The organism is Amaricoccus sp., from assembly GCF_017993425.1.
GTDB lineage: Bacteria > Pseudomonadota > Alphaproteobacteria > Rhodobacterales > Rhodobacteraceae > Amaricoccus.
Map to the genome: position 1 here is coordinate 25,357 of NZ_JAGOMQ010000020.1, position 14,036 is coordinate 39,392.

Genomic DNA, 14,036 nt, shown 5'->3' on the forward strand with positions numbered 1-14,036 from the left:
TTTGAGATGGTCTCCGGCGTCCCACTGCGGGACGCCCTCACTATCAGATCACCAGCACCGGCGTGCCGATCCTGGCCCGGTCATAGACCTCGAGGATGTGCTCGTTATAGAGCCCGATGCACCCCGAGGACGACTGCCGCCCGATCTTGCGGATGTCGTTGCCGCCGTGGATCAGGTAGTACTGCCAGCCGAGGTTCATCGCCCGCACCCCGAGCGGATTGTCCGGCCCCGGCCCGACATAGCGCGGCAGGTCCGGGTTCCGCTCGATCATCGTCGGCGTCGGCCGCCATTCCGGCTCCGGCCGCTTCGCCACGATCTCGGTCCGCCCGCGCCGGACCATCTCCTCGCTCATCGGCACCGAGGTCGGATAGATGCGATAGAACCCGTCCGCCCCCCAGTAGTGCAGGCTGCGGTCGGTGATGTCGGCGAGGATCGCCTCGTTCTCGACCGAGTCGAAATAGTCGCGCCAGTCCCGGCTGATCGCCCCGGACACCCGCCGCGTCAGCGGCTCGCCGGTCCCGTCCCCCGCCAGCGGATCGATCGCCTGCGCCAGCGCCGGTCCCCCCAGCGCCAATCCCGCCACGCCAGCCACGGCCGCCTTCGCGAACCGCCGGCGCCCGGGCCGGAAGTCTTCGTCTCTCATGGTCTTGCCTGTTCCGTTTCTTGTGGTCCTGCCGCGGCGCCGGTCGCCCGCCCGCGCGTTCCCCTATTGAGGAGCGTCACCATAGCGGAACGAACGTCAAAACCCAGCACGTAATCCGGCGGACGATCACCGGATGCAACGGTTTCATGTGCCGGAGCACCCTCTCCGGGCTTTGGGACCCGAACCCGAGACTCGATCCGCCGCAGGCGGAGACCGACGCCCTTGCCCCTCGTCGGCGCATGGAGCGATAGCTTCACATGCCTAATTGTAGTGTCAGTTTCCACTCAGACATCCTGCACCTTTAGGATTGCTTCTTGGAAAATCATGCGGGCCTGTTGATGAAACGCATCGATCTGTGCATTGCTTTCTTTCCTAGACTCGGGCTTTTCTCCTCGCCTTGCTCTGGTCTCGGCTCTTTCCCTCAGTTCCGCTTTCCGAAAATCCCGTCCTAGGCCGATCGACACCCGATCGTCCGCAAAGCGTGCAATCGTCGCGTCCGGGTCCAAGCCAAACTCCGCGGCGAGGCGCGCGACGCTCCGATGCGCCGCCTCTTGGACTGCCCGAACCGCGGCATCCTCCGATGCCGGACCAAGCGCCCGGAAATCCTCGCTTTCGGTCCCCGAGCGGTAGTTGCGATAGTAGAGCGGTGCATCGGCGTACCGGTCGCTCAGATAGGTCTTGGATTCCGCTGTTAGTCGGAAGCCGGCAATGCGTCTCGCGGGATCAGAAATCCTCATAGTGTCTCGATCCACTGCGGCGTCTTTTCGTCGCATGGCGGAGAATCCCCGTGCGATCTCAGCCTTGGACGGCAGCCGATTCGAAGGGGGGATGACTGTAACCTTCCGCTCCTCTGATGGGGGGCCTTCTTCGTTGAGACGCCCTTCAACCTGATCGAGCATGTCGCAGAACGCTTGAACTTGCCCGGAGCCAGCGCCGAGTTCCGGCAGGCGTGTGGCGCAGGTTCTGAGTCCATCCAGAAAGATCCGGACCTGATCAGGCCACGAACCATCCCGAAAGGTCGCAAAGTCCAACCACGGGGAGTGATCGTAGATACGCTTGTTTCGATGGAGGCGTGACCTATTCTGGAGGTTAGTTATAACGGATTTCTCCATAACAATTGGAATGTATCGAACTTCTATATCAAGATCTTCAAGAGATGTACGGCTTATGATTTTCTCGCATATTTTCTGAGATCTTACAGATATAACGTGCAACCTATTTCCAACTTCCCTATTTGCCTCAGAGCTAAAAAATACTTCCATTATGTTTACCTAAGTGGGAGAGACAACCATGGGCGCTCTTTGACGTTTAGTGGCGGTACCCTATTGTGCGTGCGAGCATAGGAGGTGTCCTCCCTGATGGATAGGCTGTTACTAATCTCGTAGACGAGCCGGACCGGGTTGTCCCAGGCGTCGTAGCCGATGCTCTCCACATACGCGCCGAAGCCGCTCGGCCGGTTGGCGACGTCGTATCGGTAGGCCCCGACCGCAGTGCTTTCTCCAGCAAAGCTTCAGGCCACCATTCGCTGGAGTTCCGCCTCAATCGATAGAATGATTTTTTCTGCCTTCAACGTCGAAAAGCTGATCTTGTTGCATTTGAAGTATTCCGCTGCTATGTGAGCGGCATTTCGCAAAGATAACCCGATAAAACTATTAATCTCTTCGCCATCCGCGACTGATTGCGGAACCGCAATCGCAACCACTAGCCCTTTATCTTTCTTCGAGAAGTGGCCCAGCTTGCACCCCTCAAAATCTGGTTTGGACACCGTTCCTGGGACGATGTAAATCGGGTTAATCCAACCTTCATTGAGAGATTTATATTCTTGATCACGAACACTCACAGCGATTCTGGCCGCGGTAATTAGAGATCTATTGATGATAGATGCTGAATGTTCGGGGCCACCAAACTGAACGCCAAGTGAAATCATTGGCTAACCCTTATCTTAACTGCCCATGGTTCACGGTTGAGTGGCCCAGGATTTGCCAATGTTCGCTGCCGTTCCAACGCCAGCATATCACTTCTTCTACCACTGGCAATCTCTATCATAAATTTATCCTCCAAGTATCCCTTTGTGTAGCGCGTTCGCATGTTCTGGGCGATGCCATTTTTCAAAAATGTACCATCAATGTCATACAGCTCATACACGTAGGCAGTCCGAGGAGATGCCGCTGAATTCCCGTGCATAGCAAGTGCACGTGTGTTGACTGTTCTCGTCGCCACCCCGAATCCGCGATATTCTGTGCTATTAATGTATTCTTAGATCCGCGTGAACCAAGATCAAACGTGCCGACTGCCAGTTTTTCCTCTACGGCAGGTCGAGTTATACATCCGGATACGCCACCGATTATCGCTCCTATGACTTGCGCTCCGAGGCCAGGTTGCGTCCCATATCTGGCTGCGCTGTCGACATTGGTTGCCAGCACCCCGGTAGCGGCGCCGATGGCCACCCGTTCGCCAAGAAGCGCGGGAGCGGCGGCGCCCCCTGTCATGCCGATCACAGCGCCACCCCCTACGGCCGCAGCATACTGGGTTGCGCTGTGCGAGATATTCCCGTCGCTCAGATCATTTGCCAGCTCGACAAGACCGCCAACCAGCGCCCCCACCACCGCCCCGATGCAGGAGGGGCAGTTCCCGCCTGGATCGCTGTTGTTGACGGGGCTGTTGCCGGCATAGGCGTAGCGGTTGGTCCCCACGCCCGGGATGGTCACGTCGAGCCAGTCCGGCGAGGTGAACAGGCTGAGCTTCGGGTCGTAGTAGCGGGCGTTGAGGAACTGCAGCTCCGGCCCCGCGTCGAAGCGCTCGCCGACATAGCCCTGCGTCTCCGGCTGTGCGATCGGATTCACGGTCACATTGCGCGCCTCGCCGAAAAGGGCTGGTAGGTCGCGACCCTGCCCTGCCGGCCTTCGGCATCGCCGATCAGCTGGATCGAGCGGACCTGGTCGCGGTGGAAGGTCGCCAGCTCGCTGCCGTCGAGGCGGAACCACGGCGTCGGGTAGCGCAGCAGGACCTCGCCGGCGAGGCGGTAGTTTGCGCACCTCGATCGGCCCGATGGTCAGCGTCGTGACGTCGTTCACCCGGCGGCGTCCCAAGCCATCGTCCTGCCGCCGGTCTTCGACCGCATCGAGCCCGCAGCATCGTAGGTGGAGGGCGACGGACTGGCAGTCGTCGGAGGAGGGCAGTCGCCTTTGGCGTCCTGCGCCCGCAAGTACGGCATTTCTTTGCGGACGGAAATATATAGAAGCCGGCGACGATCTCGCTAAAATTAGATAATACCAACTACCTCAACTCAGCTTAACAGAGTGCTGCAACCGAAAACCCACGCCTTCCACCGCAGCCTGCGCCTTTCCTAAAAAAGTTTCAGCCCTTTGGCTTAGAGGATATTTGCTAATAAGATTTATAACTATTTTTCTTCCCCTAGAATCAGGGATCCTCTCTAGGATCTCACCACTCTCGATAAATTCTAAATAAGAGTTTATTTTATTTTGCAGGATAATGAGATGCCGCCCCTCCTCCTCACCCCAAGGCAAGTGATCGCTGATCGTAAGCCAAAGGTCCCCGGAATCTTTGTCGATAGTGGCAAAGTCTATTGTATCTGTTTGATCAACGGACATGATTATGGCCCTCGTCGGATTTGGACGGCGGTTGGCGGAATCTGCATTCCCCCAGGAAAGCCAAGCTTACCCCTTCCAACGATCGTACCGCCACTAGTACGAATTTCGGGGAAAGCTAGCATTTGATTTTGGGTTAAAGGTGCGCTTAGCGAGGCTTTGCATTCTACACAGTCAATCTCACCTGTCACTGGGTTTTCAGTGAGAAAGTCCAAACGAGTTGGCACACCGCTTCTTGTCCTAATTGTGATTTGCTGTCCAACAAAAAGCCCGCTCTGACTTAGTTCTAGCCCTACGGCGCGCTCAAACTCGACACCAGCAGCTCGATTAGCCGCAAGTTGCTCCGCTGCTGTTAGTCCTTTTCCTACAGCGGCTTCCATATTTAGGTTAACGGGCCGCGCAAGAGGTGCCGGAATGACGGCCCCCAGAACTCCACCACTGACGATACCCATGAGCTGATCAAGGGGCTTGGCATCCCATTGCCCCGCGCGGCGGAATGGGTAAGGCTTCCGAGCTCGCCGCTGGCCGCACCTATGGCGATCCGAGCACCCAAGGCTTCCGGCCCCGCGATGCCGAACGTTGCGCCGATCAAGGCACCCGTCCCTATCGAAGCGCCATACTCTTGAAGGCTGCTGAGACGGCCGTTTGTGAGGTCGCTTAGACCTTGAGCTATACCACCCGCCAAAGCCCCAATCGCTGCCCCGATGCAGGAGGGGCAGTTCCCGCCCGGATCGGCGTTGTTGACCGGGCTGTTGCCGGCATAGGCGTAGCGGTTGGTCCCCACGCCGGGATCCGTTACCTCGAGCCAGTCCGGCGAGGTGAAGAGGCTGAGCTTCGGGTCGTAGTACCGCGCGTTGAGGAACTGCAGCTCGGGCCCCGCGTCGAAGCGCTCGCCGACATAGCCCTGCGTCTCCGGCTGCGCGAGCGGGTTCACGTCCACGTCGCGCGCCTCGCCGAACGGCTGGTAGGTCGTGACCCTGCCCTGCTGGCCCGCGGCGTCGCTGATCAGCTGGATCGAGCCGACCTGGTCGCGGTGGAACGTCGCCAGGCTGCCGCCGTGGAGCCGGAACCACGGCGTCGGGTAGCGCAGCAGCGCCTCGCCGGCGACCCGGTAGTTGCGCACCTCGATCGGCCCGATGGTCAGCGTCGTGACCCCGTCCGTCCGGCGCTTCCGCCGCGTGCCGTCGGCCCCGTAGGCGTAGCTCGTCGTCACCCCACCCAGCATCGCCGAGGTCACCCGGTTCTCGGCGTCGTACGTCATCGTCCTGCCGCCGAGCCCGCGGTCGAGCGCCTTCATCGCCCCGGGTCAATCGCCCGCCGCGTGAAAGCCCCGCGACTTCCGCGCCGTCACGCCGGACGGCCGGAACCCGGGAGGCCCCCCCGGGCCGCCGCCCACGCCCGTCACCGCCGTTTGCCCCCGCCCGCCCGCCTGCTATCCTGCCGCCCATGGACCTCGCCGCGATCTGCCGCGACTGCCTCGCCCCCTTCGACGGCGGCCCCCGCTGCCCGTCCTGCCGCTCGCCGCGCGTCCTCGCCCATCCCGAGCTCGGCGCCCTCGCCATCGCCCATGTCGACGCCGACGCCTTCTACGCCTCGATCGAGAAGGCCGACGACCCCGCCCTCCGCGACCGCCCCGTCATCGTCGGCGGCGGCCGCCGCGGCGTGGTCTCCACCGCCTGCTACATCGCCCGCCTCTCCGGCGTCCGCTCCGCCATGCCGATGTTCGAGGCCCGCCGCCGCTGCCCGGAGGCCGTCGTCGTCCCGCCCCGGATGCGCCGCTACGTCGAGGTCAGCCGCGCCATCCGCGCCATGATGGAGGCCCTGACCCCGCTCGTCGAGCCGCTCTCCCTCGACGAGGCCTTCCTCGACCTCCGCGGCACCGCGCGCCTGCACCGCGCCGCCCCGGCCGTCCTCCTCCTCCGCCTCCAGGCCCGCGTCGAGGCCGAGCTCGGCGTCACCGTCTCGGTCGGCCTCTCGCACAACAAGTTCCTCGCCAAGCTCGCCTCCGAGGTCGGGAAGCCGCGCGGCTTCAGCGTCATCGGCCGGGCGGAGACCCTCGACAGCCTCGCGCCCCGCCCCGTCGCCGCGATCTGGGGCGTCGGCCCCGCCGCCGCCGCCGCGCTCGCCGCCGAGGGGCTGCGGACCTTCGCCGACATCCGCCGCCGCGACCGCAAGGCGCTGGCCGCCCGCTTCGGCGTCCTCGGCGACCGCCTCTGGCGGCTGGCGCACGGCGAGGACGACCGCCCCGTCTCGCCCGACCGGCCGCCGAAATCGGTGTCGAGCGAGACCACCTTCGCCGAGGACATCGCCGACCTCGCCGCGCTGACCCCGGTGCTCTGGGGCCTCGCCGAAGAGGTCTCCGCCCGCCTGAAGGCCGCCGGCATCGCCGGATCCGTGGTCACCCTGAAGCTCAAGCAGGCCGACCACCACATCCTCACCCGCCGCGTCAAGCTCTCCGGCCCCACCCGGATGGCCGACCGCCTCTACCGCGCCGCCCTGCCCATGTTGCAGCGCGAAATGAGCGCGGGCCCGTTCCGACTGCTCGGAATCGGGGCCTCGGAGCTCGCATCGGCCGCTGCCGACGACGCCGCGGGAGACCTCCTCGACCCTGCCGACGCCAAGCGCCTTGCCGCCGAGCGGGTATCAGACGCGATCAGAAACCGCTTTGGAGCGCAGGCTCTGCAACTTGGACGTGCGCTTGGCTGATTTATTAGCGCCTAGCGTGCGCTCGGGCGTTTTTTTGGGCATTTACCCCCCTCCCCCAAAAGAATCGCAGCCGATCTGCGACGCAGGCGTTGACTATGCTGCGGCGCGTCATAATGTAGAGGCCGTGATGCGTTGCATCATACACGCCCTACGGGCGTTTCCTCCCTAAACTTGGGCCGTGCCTAGCGCACGGCCTCTTTTTTTGCCGTGTCGTCATCGGCTTGCGGATCATCGGCCGGCGGGTCGGATTTTTGTGCCAGTTTGTGCCACGGCGAGCGCGTTTTGCGCGGCGCGAGATGAGCCGCGCGGCCTTTCTCCCCGGGGCCGTCGGGGTGGATATGCCGCTGCTGCGGGGGATCCGGATGGTCTGCCAGCCGCCGGCGTCCGCCCGCGCCTTCGGCGACATGCGGCCGTCGACGGCGCTGGCGAAGCGCCGGCCGGGCTGGCGGGCGCCGAGGCAGGGCAGGCGCCCGCCAACCCCCGGCCGCCCGTCACCGCGCCTCCAGCACCATGTTGAGCGGCGTCTCCGCGGCGCGGCGCACCTGCGTGAACCCGCCGGCGCGGATCACGTCGGCGATCCGGCGCTCGCCGGCCTGCGCGCCGAGCGCCGCGCCCGTCTCCTGCGCCAGCGAGGTCGGCACGCAGATCATCGTCGAGGCCGAGTAGTAGACCCGCGACACCGGGTTCAGGTTCTCCTCCAGCCGGTCTCCGGCCGCCGGCTCGACCACCATCCAGACGCCCTCCGGCTTCAGCCGGCGGCGGACATGCGCAGCCGCCGCCTCGGGGTCGCCCATGTCGTGCAGGCAGTCGAAGCAGGTCACGAGGTCGTAGTCCCCGCCGGGGAAGTCCTGCGCGCGCGCCACCTCGAAACGGACGTTGCCCACCCCGTGCGCGAGCGCATGCGCCGTCGCCGCGGCGATCGAGCCCGGGTGGAAGTCGTAGCCGACGAACTCCGACCGCGGGAAGGCCTGCGCCATCAGGATCGTCGAGACCCCGTGGCCGCAGCCGACGTCGGCCACCTTCCCCCCGGCGGTCAGGCGCTCGACGACGCCGTCGAGCGCCGGCAGCCACTCCTGCACGAGGGCGTTCAGGTAGCCGGGCCGGAACAGCCGGGCGACCGCGCAGAACAGGCACCCCGCCTGGTCGCCCCAGGCGACGCCCTTGCCGGTGCGGAAGGCCGCCTGCACCTTGGCCTGGTTCTCGACCATCGCCGCCGCGGTGTCGAAGGCGCCGATCAGGTTCACCGGCCCGTCCGGCTCGGCGAACACCGCCGCCTGCGCCCCGTCGAGCCAGAACCGCCCCTCGGCATGGTTGACGTAGCCCGACGCCGCCTGCGCGCTGAGCCATTCACGGACATAGCGCGGCGCGCACCCCGTGGCCTCGGCCAGCGCCTCGGCGGTCGCGGGGCCGATCCGGCGCAGCGCGGCGTAGAGGCCGAGCGCGTCGCCGATCCGGACCAGCGGCACGCTGACCGCGCCGCCGATGTCGCCCAGCACCTTGCCGACGAAGGCGTTCAGTTCCGTATCGTCCAGTGCCATCTGACGTCTCCCGATTCGGGCGACGCGACCCGCCGCCCGTCTCCGGGATAGGCGCACGCCGCCGGCGCCGCATGAGGCGGGCGTCCCGCGCCGGCCGGGAAATTCTCGCCCCGGATGGGACCGGCGTCCCGGCCCGGGCGGGCCCGTCCGACATCGTCGCGGGCGATCGGCCATGAGGGCGCAGGGCCCTGGCGTCGTGTCATGTGGGACAAGGCAAGAATCGTGCAGGGCGGCCAGGCTCGCACACTACACGACAGTGGAGAGAAATATCGGTCGGGAGGGTGCGGGACGGTGAAGCCAGACGGATTTGACCCGTGGCAAATCCGTCCGCGATCGCCCCTGCGGGGGGCGAGCGCGATTCCGCGCTCGCCGGGGCGATCACGGACGGATTGCGCGCTCCCGCAGAAATCTGCGCCCCTGACGGCTTCCGCGCGCAACCGCGCTCCAGCCGTCGGCGCGGCGAAAGCCGTGCTTTCGCTTGTCGCGCCGCAGCCTCGCGGGCAGAGCCCGCTTCGGTCGGGGCGAGCGCCGCAGCCTTGGGCGGCGACCGGCTCCTGTCGTGCAGTGTGCCAGGCTTGCTGTTCACAAAAACCCGACTCAATAAAATCAATGGCTTGCCTAATTTTCACGCGTGAACACCCACGTGTCGCGCGCGAGGCCTCTCCCTCACCCCGCGAGGGCGGCGACGATCGCCTGCGCGCGGCTCTCCACCCCGAGCTTGTCGAGGATGGTGGAGACCTGGTTGCGCACCGTCTTCTCGCGCTTGCCGAGCCGCGCCGCGATCGCCCGGTTGTCGAGGCCGGCCGCCATCAGGTCGAGCACCGCCGCCTCCGCCGGCGTCAGCCCCGCGCCGTCGAGCGCCGGCCGCCGCGCCGGCCCCTCCTCGCCGAGAAAGGCGGCGATCTCGGAATGCAGCGTCTCCCAGGCCGGCTCGCTCGGGATCAGCACATGGTTGCGGCTGTCGAGCGGCACGAACCGCGCCCCCGGGATCGCCGCGGCGAGCTTGCAGCCCTCCTCGAACGGCACCCGCATGTCGTCGTGGCATTGCAGGATCAGGGTCGGCACCCGGAGCTCGCGCGCCGCGTCGAGCACGTCGATGCCCTGCATCTCCCGCAGCAGCGCCGCGGCCACCTCCGCGCTCGCGGTCTCGCGCTCCAGATCCCCCCACCACCGGTGCTGCTCCGCCGTTCCGCCGGGGATGAAGAGGTTGGTGAAGAACTGGCAGAAGGCCGGGTTCTCCCGCCCCCAGCCGATGCGGATCAGGTTGACCAGCGTCTCCGCCTCCAGCCGCTCCGCCTCGGTGCGCGCCCGCACCCGCCCGCCCTGCCCGTAGGCGTTGATCAGGATCAGGCGGCTGACCCGCTCGGGATGGGCGAGGGCGTGGCAGATCGCCAGCGCGCCCCCCTGCGACACCCCGAGCAGCACGAACCGCGGCTCCGCGATCGTCCCCGCCACCGCATCCAGATCCTCCCGCCAGGCGTCGAACGAGAGGTCCGCCACGAACCGGTCCGACAGCCCGCAGCCGCGGGGATCGTAGCGGACGAAGCGGTGGCCGGCGGCGAGCGCCTCGAGCCACGGCCGCCAGACCGGGCTCTCGAGGTCGTACTGGCAGTGGCTCAGCCAGTGCGCCGCCCGCAGGATCACCGGCCCCCGCCCGCAGGAGGCGACGGCGATGCGGGTTCCGTCCCGCGAGGCGCAGAACTGGATGCTCTGCTGGAGCATTCCCGCAGGATACCACCCTTCCGCCGCCGCGGGATCCCGTCCCGCGTCCCGCCTCAGCCCCGGCGCGTCGCCGCCGCCCAGGCGTCGTAGAGCGGCCGCCGGTCCGGCGGCTGGCGCGGGAAGTTGACGAGCCGCGGGTCGATCGCCACCCACGGCAGGCGATGATCGGTCCAGATATTGCCGACGGGAACCGCCCAGGAGCAGTCGTCGAGCGTGCCCGGCTTCACCACCGCCAGCTCCGGAAAGGCGAGCGGCTCGTTCCAGACCTTGCAGCCGCAGACCGCGCAGCGCTGCATCCGCACCACCCGGCCGCTCTCCGCGGTCTTGTCGAACCCGGCGAGCGCCCCGGAGAGGTGGCGCAGGGCGTCCCGCCGGACCGGCATCGACATCTCGTGCGTCGACCCGCTCCCCCGCCGGCAGTCGACGCAGTGGCAGTTGTAGACCGAGAGCGGCGGCGCGGTCAGGCGGTAGCGGACCGCGCCGCACTGGCAGCCGCCCTCGACGGGGAAGTCGGGCAACATCACCGGGGAATCCTTTGCGGGCGGCCTACTCGGCCGCGATGGCGGCGGGGCGCGGGCCGATGCGGGCGAGCTCGGCCGCGGCCCCGGCGACGAGGGCGCGGAGCTCGCCGAAGCAGCCGAGCTTCTCGACCCGCGCCTCGTCCATGTAGAGGCCGCGGTCGATCTCGATCTGCAGCGCCTGCACCCCGGCGGCCGGCCGGCCGTAGGTCTGGGTGATGTGGCCGCCGGCGAAGGGCGCGTTGCGGGCGACGACGAAGCCCGCGGCGGCGAAGATGTCGGTCGCCGCGTCGATCAGCCAGCGGTCGCAGGCCGCCCCGAACCGGTCGCCGAGCACCACGTTCGGCCGCCGGCCCCGCACGGTCGGGGCGGAGGCGAGCGCGTCGCGCGGCATCGAGTGGCAGTCGTAGAGGATGGCGACCCCGAACCGGGCCCGGCTCTCGTCGACGAGCCCGCGCAGGCGGGCGTGATAGGGGTGGTAGTAGGCGGCGAGCCGGCGCTGCGCCTCGGCGAGCGGCAGCTTGCCCTCGACGATCGGCCGACCCTCGGCGACCACCCGCGGAATCACCCCCAGCCCGGCGGCGATGCGGGGGTTGAGGAAGCGGCGGACCGCGCCGTGGATCAGCGCCGGATCGAGGTCGTCGGGCGCGCGGTTGAGATCGACGCAGGCCCGCGGCATCCGGGCGGCGAGGAGCGGCGCGCCGAAGGCGGGGGCGTCGGCGAAGATCTCGTCGACGAAGGCGTCCTCGGAGGAGCGGAGCTGCTCGAGCGACAGCCGCGGCGGCGTTGGGAAGGCGGCGCGGTAGTCGCGGCCGCTGTGGGGAGAGCTGAAGACGGCGCAGGAGGCGCGCTCGGCGGGCAGCGCGAGATGGTAGACCGGATCCGACATGGCGCTCCCGCAAGGGCTTGACGGGGAGACTATAGGGGCTCGCGCGGCCGCGGCAAAATGTCTTGAACCCGGCCGGCCATCACCATATAGACGGCGCGACGTCCGGGCTCCCGCATGCCCGGACGACGGGCGTATAGCTCAGCGGGAGAGCACTACGTTGACATCGTAGGGGTCACTGGTTCGATCCCAGTTACGCCCACCATTCACTTCCTCCCCCGGGGGGACGACCGCAACCCGAGGCGCAGGGGTCCGCTCCCCGCGCGCCCAGACAGAGGAGAGAGGCCATGAAGGTCGTGAACTCGCTTCGCTCCCTCAAGGCGCGCCACCGCGACTGCCGGATCGTGCGCCGGAAGGGCCGTGTCTACGTGATCAACAAGACCCAGCGTCGCTTCAAGGCGCGCCAGGGCTGATCCCGGACAATTCCTGACGAGGCCGCGCCCGGCGACGGGCGCGGCCTCGTCGTTTTTTGGGGGTCGGCGGCCCCGGCGATCCGGCTCCCCGTGCCGGGACACGCGGCTTTCAGCCGCCGAAGATCGACCAGCCGGCGCGGGCGGCGAGCATCTCCAGCGCCTCGGAGCCGAGGAGGGAGTTGCCGACCGCGTTGAGGCCGGGCGACCAGACCGCGATGGAGGCGCGGCCCGGGGCGACCGCGAGGATGCCGCCGCCGACGCCGCTCTTGCCGGGCAGGCCGACCCGGAAGGCGAACTCGCCCGACCCGTCGTAATGGCCGCAGGTCAGCATCAGCGCGTTCAGCCGGCGGGCGCGGGCGGGGGCGACCACGCGGGCGCCCGTCAGCGGGTCGCGGCCGCCGGCGGCGAGGAAGAGGCCGGCGCGGGCGAGCTGGCGGGCGGTCATCGCGATGGCGCAGTGGTGGAAGTAGAGGCCGAGCACGTGGTCGACCGGCCGGGTCAGCCGGCCGAAGCCGTGCATGAAATGCGCCAGCGCGAAGTTGCGGTCGCCGGTCGCCTTCTCGGCGCGGGCCACCGCCTCGTCGATGGCGATGTCGTCGTCGGTCGCGAGGAACCGCACGAAGCGCAGCACCTCGCCGATCGCCTCGCGCGGGGTGTGGCCGGCGAGGACCATGTCGGCGACCACGATCGCGCCGGCGTTGATGAAGGGGTTCCGGGGCCGGCCCTGCTCGTGCTCGAGCTGGACGATGGAGTTGAACGGGTCGCCCGAGGGTTCGCGGCCGACCCGGTCCCAGACCCGCTCGCCGAGCCGGCCGAGGGCGAGGGTCAGGGTGAACACCTTGGAGATCGACTGGATCGAGAACGGCTCGTCGGCGTCGCCGGCGGCGAAGGTCTCGCCCTCGGGCGTCACGACGGCGAGGGCGAACTTCCGCGGGTCGACATGGGCGAGCGGCGGGATGTAGTCGGCGACATTGCCCGCGCCGAAGCGGGGCGCGAGGTCGGCGTGGATGGAGGTCACGAGGGCCTGGAGGTCGGGCACAGGCACGGGCGGTCTCGCGGCGGCGGCGTGGGCGCCACGCTACGTCGCGCCGCGCCCGGGGTCCATCTCCGGGCGCCCGGTCGGCGCCCGGCCGTCAGGCATCTCGACACGTCCCGTCCTGCGCCAGCGCAAAGCCCCTGTCGGCCGGGGCGCAGTTAAGCTTGCACGCGTGCAAGCTTCGCAACGTACTGAAATACAAGGTATAATTCTGGGACGCTCTGCAGGGAGCCATTTGTGACGCTCTCCCGGGCGTCATATCAGAACCACGGATCGACGCCCTTACACTTCTCCACGAGCCTGGAGAGAAGGGCGAGGGAGACGCCGCTGAAGACGATGTTCTGATAGCCGCGCGGAAGGGTGAGCTTGTCGGAGTTCTTCAGGAGCTCGAGCTGCACGAAGCCCTTCTTGTGCTGGGTGGTCTCGGCTCGGTTCGCCGGCTCGACGATCCCCCAGTAGCCTTCCCTTGCGCCGAGGCCGATGACGGTGACGGTCTTGGTCCTGCTGACCTTGTGGCGGAAGTAGCGGATGTCGAGGAAGACCTCCTTGCGGACCATCACGAAGTCTATGCCCCTGGACGCGTCCAGCTCGAGGGCCTTGAGGAGCTCGCTGGTCGTTCCCCGCATGAAGAGCGCGTATTCCTTATCGAACTCGATATGGCTGGAATTGAGCCTCCCCTCATACATCTTCCACATGTATGGCCAGGTCACCTCGCTGGGGTGCTCCAGCATCTCGATGACCTTCGAGGGGAACCGGTGATCCCCCAGGGCGAACCGGTCGGCATGAGTCGGGTCCAGCTTGTCGAACCAGAATCGCGCATCGGACATTGGCGCCTCCGCTGCATCGAGACCGCGGCAGGCTGCCGACGGATCCCGCGTGTCGTTTGTCGAACCTGAGCCACGCGCCGGGCGTGGCCTCTCCGGGCTGCCCGTGGCCGACCTCGACGGCCGGCCACGTCCTCGCGTC

14 protein-coding genes and 1 tRNA gene are annotated in these 14,036 nt (G+C 67.1%); 3 read left to right on the top strand and 12 right to left on the bottom strand.

The genetic code is table 11. The annotated features are described in order from the left end of the window. Positions 1-43: 43 nt before the first annotated feature. The 6 genes from KBB57_RS11085 to KBB57_RS11110 form a co-directional block, all read right to left on the bottom strand. Positions 44-643, bottom strand: a complete 600-nt coding sequence (locus KBB57_RS11085; RefSeq protein ID WP_290749917.1) for a L,D-transpeptidase — start codon at positions 641-643, stop codon at positions 44-46. 284 nt (positions 644-927) lie between these two features. Continuing rightward, a complete protein-coding gene (locus tag KBB57_RS11090) occupies positions 928-1,674 on the bottom strand; it encodes a hypothetical protein (protein WP_290749918.1) in 747 nt (248 codons plus the stop codon). 479 nt (positions 1,675-2,153) lie between these two features. Beyond that, positions 2,154-2,570, bottom strand: a complete 417-nt coding sequence (locus tag KBB57_RS11095) for a hypothetical protein (RefSeq protein WP_290749921.1) — start codon at positions 2,568-2,570, stop codon at positions 2,154-2,156. Positions 2,571-2,751: 181 nt separating this feature from the next. After that, entirely contained in the window at positions 2,752-3,717 is a 966-nt protein-coding gene (locus tag KBB57_RS11100; protein ID WP_367272677.1) for an RHS repeat domain-containing protein, read from the bottom strand. 207 nt (positions 3,718-3,924) lie between these two features. Beyond that, positions 3,925-4,254: a DUF6572 domain-containing protein gene (locus KBB57_RS11105; protein ID WP_290749924.1), complete on the bottom strand. Its 330-nt coding sequence runs from the start codon at positions 4,252-4,254 to the stop codon at positions 3,925-3,927. Positions 4,255-4,633: 379 nt separating this feature from the next. Then, positions 4,634-5,548, bottom strand: coding sequence for an RHS repeat domain-containing protein (locus KBB57_RS11110; protein WP_290749926.1), 915 nt, complete (start codon positions 5,546-5,548; stop codon positions 4,634-4,636). A 149-nt stretch (positions 5,549-5,697) separates the two neighbouring features. Between KBB57_RS11110 and KBB57_RS11115 the strand changes: the two genes are divergently transcribed. Continuing rightward, a complete protein-coding gene (locus KBB57_RS11115; RefSeq protein WP_290749928.1) occupies positions 5,698-6,957 on the top strand; it encodes a DNA polymerase IV in 1,260 nt (419 codons plus the stop codon). Between the two features lie 491 nt (positions 6,958-7,448). Here KBB57_RS11115 and KBB57_RS11120 read toward each other — a convergent pair whose 3' ends face one another. The 4 genes from KBB57_RS11120 to KBB57_RS11135 all read right to left on the bottom strand — a co-directional run bounded on the left by KBB57_RS11120 (position 7,449) and on the right by KBB57_RS11135 (position 11,624). Then, positions 7,449-8,495 (bottom strand): class I SAM-dependent methyltransferase, encoded by a 1,047-nt coding sequence (locus tag KBB57_RS11120; protein ID WP_290749931.1) that lies wholly within the window; start codon positions 8,493-8,495, stop codon positions 7,449-7,451. Between the two features lie 666 nt (positions 8,496-9,161). Then, entirely contained in the window at positions 9,162-10,217 is a 1,056-nt protein-coding gene (locus KBB57_RS11125) for an alpha/beta fold hydrolase (RefSeq protein ID WP_290749934.1), read from the bottom strand. A gap of 53 nt (positions 10,218-10,270) precedes the next feature. Beyond that, complete coding sequence (locus KBB57_RS11130; protein ID WP_290749937.1) at positions 10,271-10,738, bottom strand: GFA family protein; 468 nt, start codon at positions 10,736-10,738, stop codon at positions 10,271-10,273. Positions 10,739-10,763: 25 nt separating this feature from the next. Then, positions 10,764-11,624: an N-formylglutamate amidohydrolase gene (locus KBB57_RS11135; RefSeq protein WP_290749939.1), complete on the bottom strand. Its 861-nt coding sequence runs from the start codon at positions 11,622-11,624 to the stop codon at positions 10,764-10,766. Positions 11,625-11,751: 127 nt separating this feature from the next. Here KBB57_RS11135 and KBB57_RS11140 point away from each other — a divergent pair. Both KBB57_RS11140 and ykgO read left to right on the top strand, forming a co-directional pair. Continuing rightward, a tRNA-Val gene (locus tag KBB57_RS11140) sits at positions 11,752-11,826 on the top strand. Between the two features lie 82 nt (positions 11,827-11,908). Beyond that, positions 11,909-12,034 carry a type B 50S ribosomal protein L36 gene (gene ykgO / locus KBB57_RS11145; RefSeq protein ID WP_290749943.1) on the top strand — a complete coding sequence of 42 codons (126 nt, stop codon included), beginning with the start codon at positions 11,909-11,911 and terminating at the stop codon, positions 12,032-12,034. A gap of 109 nt (positions 12,035-12,143) precedes the next feature. Here the strand turns inward: ykgO and KBB57_RS11150 are convergent, their stop codons facing one another. Beyond that, positions 12,144-13,073, bottom strand: a complete 930-nt coding sequence (locus tag KBB57_RS11150) for a glutaminase (RefSeq protein WP_290750069.1) — start codon at positions 13,071-13,073, stop codon at positions 12,144-12,146. Between the two features lie 257 nt (positions 13,074-13,330). Further along, positions 13,331-13,897 carry a hypothetical protein gene (locus tag KBB57_RS11155; RefSeq protein ID WP_290749946.1) on the bottom strand — a complete coding sequence of 189 codons (567 nt, stop codon included), beginning with the start codon at positions 13,895-13,897 and terminating at the stop codon, positions 13,331-13,333. Positions 13,898-14,036: the final 139 nt, after the last annotated feature.

What these genes read in the sequence shown, in the direction of transcription:
- KBB57_RS11085 (WP_290749917.1), bottom strand. Translation starts at nt 643, where the DNA reads ATGAGAGACGAAGACTTCCGGCCCGGGCGCCGGCGGTTCGCGAAGGCG.
- KBB57_RS11095 (WP_290749921.1), bottom strand. Translation starts at nt 2,570, where the DNA reads ATGATTTCACTTGGCGTTCAGTTTGGTGGCCCCGAACATTCAGCATCT.
- KBB57_RS11105 (WP_290749924.1), bottom strand. Translation starts at nt 4,254, where the DNA reads ATGTCCGTTGATCAAACAGATACAATAGACTTTGCCACTATCGACAAA.
- KBB57_RS11110 (WP_290749926.1), bottom strand. Translation starts at nt 5,548, where the DNA reads ATGAAGGCGCTCGACCGCGGGCTCGGCGGCAGGACGATGACGTACGAC.
- KBB57_RS11115 (WP_290749928.1), top strand. Translation starts at nt 5,698, where the DNA reads ATGGACCTCGCCGCGATCTGCCGCGACTGCCTCGCCCCCTTCGACGGC.
- KBB57_RS11120 (WP_290749931.1), bottom strand. Translation starts at nt 8,495, where the DNA reads ATGGCACTGGACGATACGGAACTGAACGCCTTCGTCGGCAAGGTGCTG.
- KBB57_RS11125 (WP_290749934.1), bottom strand. Translation starts at nt 10,217, where the DNA reads ATGCTCCAGCAGAGCATCCAGTTCTGCGCCTCGCGGGACGGAACCCGC.
- KBB57_RS11130 (WP_290749937.1), bottom strand. Translation starts at nt 10,738, where the DNA reads ATGTTGCCCGACTTCCCCGTCGAGGGCGGCTGCCAGTGCGGCGCGGTC.
- KBB57_RS11135 (WP_290749939.1), bottom strand. Translation starts at nt 11,624, where the DNA reads ATGTCGGATCCGGTCTACCATCTCGCGCTGCCCGCCGAGCGCGCCTCC.
- ykgO (WP_290749943.1), top strand. Translation starts at nt 11,909, where the DNA reads ATGAAGGTCGTGAACTCGCTTCGCTCCCTCAAGGCGCGCCACCGCGAC.
- KBB57_RS11155 (WP_290749946.1), bottom strand. Translation starts at nt 13,897, where the DNA reads ATGTCCGATGCGCGATTCTGGTTCGACAAGCTGGACCCGACTCATGCC.